Consider the following 6,235-nt stretch of genomic DNA (forward strand, 5'->3'; position numbering starts at 1 on the left):
TGTTCTTGGGCTGAAGCTAGCCGCCAGGCCGCCGTCCGCGCAGGAGGGCCAAGTATACCAAGACGCCTGCCGCAACACCTGCCGCCCCGATCGCAGCCCACACGAATACGGGGAGCGTTGCCTGCCCGTTGGACGGCTTTTCGGGGGCCTTTCGTTCGGGTTTCCCGGTCGGGATGACGACCTTCTGGGCGTCCTGAGTTTTGAGGCCGATACGGTATTCGACCCCCTGCGGGTCTTTGTTTTCGCTTGCTTCAAGCGTGATGGAGTCATTTTCAAGCTTGCGCAATGTGGTCGCTTGGGGAACCAATCCGACGAACATAATCGAAAGGCCCTTGGCGGTGTACGGCTCGGGCGCACCCACGAAAGCTTTCACCAGCGCATCGAGCCGAACGGTACCTTGATCTTTGTTCCAGAGGCCGAAAGTACCGCATGATCCTTTGAGGAAAGCCAGTTCGGGCTTGCCGGGATCGATTTGGTCCTTGCGCAGCGCGAGACCGTTGACCGGAGAGCCCAAATAGCCACCTATGGCGAGGATTTGCCTCTGCAGAAGGTCGGAAGGATAGTCCGGGTGAAGGACCGAGACCTCGACCAGATCGCCGCCGGTCGCGTGCTTTCTTACGACGATCATCACGTCCGGCCGAACGTTCGCGAACGGCTTGGGCTGCCCGCCCTGTTGGCAGAAAACCATTGCGGCGGCAAAGAGAACGGGCACGGTGAAGAGCTTCCGCACGAATGGGACGATACCTTTTTGGGAGATGTGGGGATGGGAGAAGGGCCTTAGCCCTTAAGCACCTGGGGTTGGGCAGCGGGAGATCGGGCAGGACAGCGGTGGCTCGGGCTCAAGCTGAAGCGGCCGGTGCATGGACTGCGGTGACTTGTCATCGCCTTCGTTCAGCCGACTTGTCGGCGCGCCAACCAGAGCCGCGAGGCCGAAGGACAACGATCCATGCAAGACAAAGAAGACCCCATCCCTCTAGAGCCAAACCGAGACCGAACTCAACCATCGAACCTTCGCGTGTGCGCGCGCGTCTCTTCAAAAGGCCCTACGGAGGACCCGTTTCCTAACCGAAAAGACAACCGGAGTCCGGGAATTGACCTAGGTTGGAGAAATCCCCTCGACCTTTTCGGCGTAGTTGAACAAAGACCAGTTATAATGGCGATTCGATCACGATGTCACAAGTGAACAAAGCACCTCACGAAGGCGAAAACGGCGAATTGGGAACCGCTGTGCTGTTGACGCCCGAAGGCTATAAAGCGCTCCACGACGAGCTGGAGTATTTGACGCTGTATAAGCGGCCAGAAATTGCCAACCGCATCCGCGAGAGCCAGGAACACGGCGAGTTCAGCGAGGACAACAATGAGCTCGATGAAGTCAAGTTTGAGCAGGCCATCGTCGAAGGGCGGATCATTGAGCTTAAAACGATCTTCGGGACAGCCCAGGTCCTCGAGCCCGGATCGATTCCCACCGACCACGTCGGCATCGGCTCGGTGGTTTCCATTCGAGACGAGGAGTTCGGTGACGAGTTCAAGGTCAGAATGGTGACCAGTATCGAAGCCAACCCGAGCAAGGACCTTATCAGCGCCGATTCCCCCATGGGGGTGGCGTTGATGGGCGCGACCTCGGGCCAAAAGGTGATGGTCCAGGCGCCGGACGGCTTGCGAGGGTTCCTGGTGCAGGGAATCACACGCTAGCGGGCAAGGTTCGCAGAAAAGTCCCGCCGGTGCTTCCGCGCGGGGGGCCTTTCCATGGTATCATGATCGCTCCCCACTCTTCTCCGAGGGGCTTAACGCTATGTCAAAACCAGGTGGAACCGCGCCTCAAGCGCCCGCAAGCATCCCGATCCCAAAGAGCAAGAAGGGATTGGGCGGCTTCTTTGGCGACGTTTCGCGAGAGCTGAAGAAAGTGCACTGGCCGCCCGTACACGAGACCAACCGGTTGACCGGGGTGGTGCTCGCCGTCGGCCTGTTCCTCATCCTCTTGTTGTTTGGCCTGTCTGAAGTCACCGCCATGCTGTTGAGCCTGATCACCAAGGGGCGAGTTTAGCCATGCCGAAGACTTGGTACGCAGTCCACACCATCGCGGGCCACGAGAACCGCGTGCGCGACGTCCTGACGCGACGGGCGCAGGTCGAGGGACTCTGGAACATCGACATCTTCCAGGTCCTGATCCCAACCGAGCGCGAGCTGACCACGCGAGGCGGCAAGCGTGTGGAGGTCGACCGCAAAGTTTTCCCCGGATACATCTTGGTTCAAATGGCGCTGACCGATGAGACCTTCAAGCTGGTCAAATCCACGAGCGGCGTAACCGGGTTCGTCCAGAGCGGAAACAAGCCGGTTCCGCTGGAGGAATACGAGGTTCAGCGCATCATGAAGAACCTCGAGACCAGCAAGGAAGCGCCGAAGGCAAGCTGGAGCAAGGGCGACGCGATCCGCGTGGTTGAAGGTCCATTCTCCGATTTCACTGGCCGCATCGAAGAGGTCAACACCGACAAGGAACGCCTCAAGGTGCTCATCAACATCTTTGGCCGCGATACCCCCGTCGAACTGGAGTACTCTCAGGTCGAGAAGTTGTAGGAGGGTTTCGATGCGGCTTTTTCCCAGATCCAGCCGGTTTTCCGCCGGTTTGGCAGCCTTGTTCCTGTTTCCGGCCAGCCTGCTTGCCTGGCATGATGGCGGCCACATGACGGTCGCCGAAATCGCCTGGCGAAAGATGACACCGGCAGCGCGCTTGGTCGCCCAGAGGCTGGTTCAAACGGGCGCCGACGAGCGAACGAACACGTTCGCCACCGCGGCCTGCTGGGCCGATGACCACAAAACCCCTAAGGACGGGCCCTGGCACTATCGCGATACCTTTTTTCGGGCAGACGGCAAGAAGACTGACCTGAAGCCCGATGAGGAGAACGCCGTCTGGGCCCTGGAGAAGTTCACCAAGATGCTGGGCGACAAGAGGGCTTCCGACGGCGACCGAGCCCAGGCCCTGCGGTTCGTGCTCCACATCGTCGGCGACCTTCATCAGCCGTTGCACTGCGTGGCGCGCGTGACCGAGGAGAACCCGAAGGGGGATCGTGGCGGCAACGACTTCCGCGTGCTCGCGCCAGAGAACATGGAGCCGCGCCCGCGCAACCTCCACTTCTATTGGGATATGGCGGGCGGGCTGTTCACGAAGGTCGAGCGCCCGATGAGCGCGGAAGGGCAGACGGTGATCGCAAAGTGGGCGGACGGCGCCGAAGCTATTTATCCGCTGGACAAGCACCGAAGCGCGGCTCGCGACCTTAATTACGATCGATGGACCGAGGAGGGCCTCGCTCTTTGCAAGAAACAGGTCTACGACTTGGTGCCGGGAACTGTCCCATCGCCGGAATATCAGGCAGCCTGCCAAAAGACCGCGAAGGAGCGAATTGCGCTTGCCGGTTACCGCCTCGCCAACCTGCTGAACAGGCTGCTAAAGTAGCTCGTCGTCTAGCCCCTCCCTTGTTTTTCGCTCCGGCGGAAAATGAGGGAGGGGATGGGGTGGGAGACTTAGGTCGGCAGAAGCCTGCAGTCACTAGGAACTACGCCCGAAATCTCCACGAAAGTCCACGTCTTCCAGCTCCTGCTCGTTGACCCCGAGCCTGACTATCCGGTCCAAATGGGCCTCTACAACCGCCCGCGCACCGTGATCTCCGGTTAGTTTGAGGAGCTCAAGCTTGAGATCGGGAGGGAACAGTACCGGATTGCCCGCGCGGTCCCCATGGTGGGGCACGACGATGGCGTCGCACGAGCCCAATTCCATGATCTGGCGTAGCGTGGATTCCTGAATCCAGGGCATGTCGGCTGGCACGATAAGTGCGGCTTCCTCGGGGTGCAGGGCTTCGGCCGATGCAGCAATCGTGGAGCCCATCCCGTCCCGGAACGCGGGGTTGTGGACGAAGAAGAGGCCCAGCCCCTCCAGAGCCGCATGGATCACTTCCGCCTCATGGCCCGTGGCCACCAGGACTCGCCCAACGCCTGCACGGGTCAGTGTTTCAGCCACATGTCGAACCAGAGGTTTCCCGTTCCAGTCATGGAGGAGCTTGTTGCTGCCTGCGAACCGGCTGGAGCGCCCTGCAGCAAGCAACACCGCAGCAACGGGCGGCGCTTGCTTCATGACTGGGTTATCACGGCTGATCGCCGAGCAGACACAAGTTCCGCTGCGATGCTCAGGGCGATCTCGTCCGGCGTCTTGGCGCCGATGCTCAGGCCGATTGGAGCGTGGATGCGTTCGATTTCTTCCGCGGTGAACCCAGCCTCGCTTAGGCGCACAACTCTCTCAGCGTGAGTCTTCTTGCTTCCCAGTGCGCCGATGTACCGAACCGGGCTCCTGAGCAGGACGTGCAGCGCGGGGTCGTCGATCTTGGGGTCGTGGCTGAGCAAGACGGCGTAGGTGTCCTCGTCGAGAGCGAGTTCGCCAAGGGCCTCGTGCGGCCAAACCACCAGGCATTGGTCCGGCGAAACAGGGAACCGCTCGTCGGTGGCCAGCGCGCCGCGCGGGTCCATGACGACCGTCTCAAACCCAAGCTGCTTGGCGAAGGGGATCAGCGCCAGCGAGATGTGTACGGCGCCTGCCAGGATCAGCCGATCGGGCCGGGCCCTGTAGTGAATGAAGCCGTCCTCCAGAGCTAGGTTCATCTTGGCCCTGAGCGCCTCGGAGGCCTGGTCAACCCAACCTGGCGACACCGCTCCTATCTGCGTGCCATCACTGTGAACCAAACCATGGGAGCACTCGCCATCAGAAAGAGCGGTGACCCACGCGTAGGGCTCACGCGATTCGGATAGGACAAGGGCACGAGCCCAAACCTCAGCGTCCGCACCAGAGGGTCCAGGCGCCAACAGAACACGAACCCGCCCTCCGCAGGTAAGGCCCACCCGCCAAACCTCATCGGGTTCCATTCCGGCGTATTCAAGGAACTTGGCAGGTCCACCTTCAATCACTCTCTGGGCCTCTTCGATGACCGATCCTTCGACGCAGCCCCCGGAAACCGAGCCCAGCACCAGTCCATCTTCTCGCACCGCCATCATCGATCCGACCGGACGCGGCGAGGAGCCCCAGGTCTCAACGACCGTCGCCAGCGCAGAGCGCTGGCCTGCGTTCGACCAGGTGTCGAGGCTGCGCAGAAAGTCGGTCATGGGTGGAACCAAGGAGGGATAAGGGATAGGGGATAGGGGGATTAGGGTTGCTGCGAGTTCCTTGCGCCAAACCCAATCGTGTTGTCCCTTTTCCTCTATCCTATATCCTTCGATCTCCCCTTACGCGATTTTTCCGCCAATGGGCAATTTCCGCACCCGCTTGCCGCAAGCCGCAAAGATGGCATTGGCGATCGCCGGTCCCGCTGGAGGGAACCCGGGTTCTCCCAGACCGCTCGGCGAAGCGTCAGGTCGCTCGACAAAGTGCGTCTCGATCACAGGCGCGTCCGGCATGCGAGCCCAACCGAACTCGCCGAACGTCTGCTCGTAGACGCCGCCACCGTCAATGGTGATCTGGGAGTAGAACATGGTTGCGATTCCGTCCACCACAGCGCCTTCGATCTGGGCACGAGCGCCAAGCGGATTGACCACCAGGCCGCAGTCCACAGCTGACACGATTCGGTGCACCTTGGGCACGCCGTTCTTGACCTCGACTTCAGCCACGTGAGCCACGCTCGAGCCGAAGCTGGAATAACAGGCGATGCCTCGGCCCCAACCTGAAGGCAAGGGCTTGCCCCATCCGGCCTTTTCTGCGGCGACCCGGACGCATTCCTTGAGCGTGCCGTTCTGCAACAGGTCCATCCTTGCCTGATAGGGGTCGAGCTTCGCCGCGGCGCAGAGCTCGTCGAAGAAGCACTCGGTGACGTAGCCCATGAATGTCGCATCCACGCTTCTCCATGGACCCGTTGGAACGACGCTTGGAACACCACCATTCATGCTGCCCGTGTTGGCGATCCCGTAGCCAACCTGGCCCCGGCCCCAGTTGGCGCCGCCACGGCCTCCTCCACCTGCCCTAAGGCACTGGTGGTAATACGCCACGATGCTGCTGCCGTTCACCGCGCCTTTCATGGCGTGATAGGTCATCGGGCGGTAGAAGTCGTGACGAAGATCGTCGTCGCGTGTCCAGAGCACTTGAACGGGGCTGCCGATCTGCTTGGAGATCGCAATTGCCTCAGCGATGTACTCGCTGGAGAATCGTCGTCCAAACGCGCCCCCCATCAGAGGCAGGTGGAACCTGACTTTGTCCGGGCTC

At 61.1% G+C, this 6,235-nt stretch carries 8 protein-coding genes; 4 read left to right on the plus strand and 4 right to left on the minus strand.

Features of this window, described 5'->3' with window-relative positions:
* Nucleotides 1–16: 16 nt before the first annotated feature.
* Entirely contained in the window at nt 17–730 is a 714-nt protein-coding gene (locus HZC36_05225; protein MBI5706373.1) for a hypothetical protein, read from the minus strand.
* Between the two features lie 449 nt (nt 731–1,179).
* Between HZC36_05225 and HZC36_05230 the strand changes: the two genes are divergently transcribed.
* The 4 genes from HZC36_05230 (at nt 1,180) to HZC36_05245 (ending at nt 3,451) form a co-directional block, all read left to right on the plus strand.
* Nucleotides 1,180–1,692: a transcription elongation factor GreA gene (locus HZC36_05230; GenBank protein MBI5706374.1), complete on the plus strand. Its 513-nt coding sequence runs from the start codon at nt 1,180–1,182 to the stop codon at nt 1,690–1,692.
* A gap of 100 nt (nt 1,693–1,792) precedes the next feature.
* Nucleotides 1,793–2,044 carry a preprotein translocase subunit SecE gene (secE, locus tag HZC36_05235; GenBank protein ID MBI5706375.1) on the plus strand — a complete coding sequence of 84 codons (252 nt, stop codon included), beginning with the start codon at nt 1,793–1,795 and terminating at the stop codon, nt 2,042–2,044.
* A gap of 2 nt (nt 2,045–2,046) precedes the next feature.
* Nucleotides 2,047–2,574 carry a transcription termination/antitermination factor NusG gene (gene nusG / locus HZC36_05240; GenBank protein MBI5706376.1) on the plus strand — a complete coding sequence of 176 codons (528 nt, stop codon included), beginning with the start codon at nt 2,047–2,049 and terminating at the stop codon, nt 2,572–2,574.
* Between the two features lie 10 nt (nt 2,575–2,584).
* Entirely contained in the window at nt 2,585–3,451 is an 867-nt protein-coding gene (locus HZC36_05245; GenBank protein ID MBI5706377.1) for a S1/P1 nuclease, read from the plus strand.
* A gap of 93 nt (nt 3,452–3,544) precedes the next feature.
* On the opposite strand, the gene HZC36_05250 is transcribed toward HZC36_05245, so the two are convergent.
* The 3 genes from HZC36_05250 to HZC36_05260 form a co-directional block, all read right to left on the minus strand.
* Nucleotides 3,545–4,126: a nucleotidyltransferase family protein gene (locus HZC36_05250; GenBank protein ID MBI5706378.1), complete on the minus strand. Its 582-nt coding sequence runs from the start codon at nt 4,124–4,126 to the stop codon at nt 3,545–3,547.
* Nucleotides 4,123–5,145, minus strand: a complete 1,023-nt coding sequence (locus HZC36_05255; protein MBI5706379.1) for an XdhC family protein — start codon at nt 5,143–5,145, stop codon at nt 4,123–4,125. The genes HZC36_05250 and HZC36_05255 overlap by 4 nt, the downstream gene beginning before the upstream one ends.
* 120 nt (nt 5,146–5,265) lie before the next feature.
* The coding region (locus tag HZC36_05260) for a xanthine dehydrogenase family protein molybdopterin-binding subunit (protein MBI5706380.1) at nt 5,266–6,235 on the minus strand (970 nt) is incomplete at its 5' end.

The sequence above is a fragment of the Armatimonadota bacterium genome, from assembly GCA_016223145.1.
GTDB lineage: Bacteria > Armatimonadota > Fimbriimonadia > Fimbriimonadales > Fimbriimonadaceae > Nitrosymbiomonas.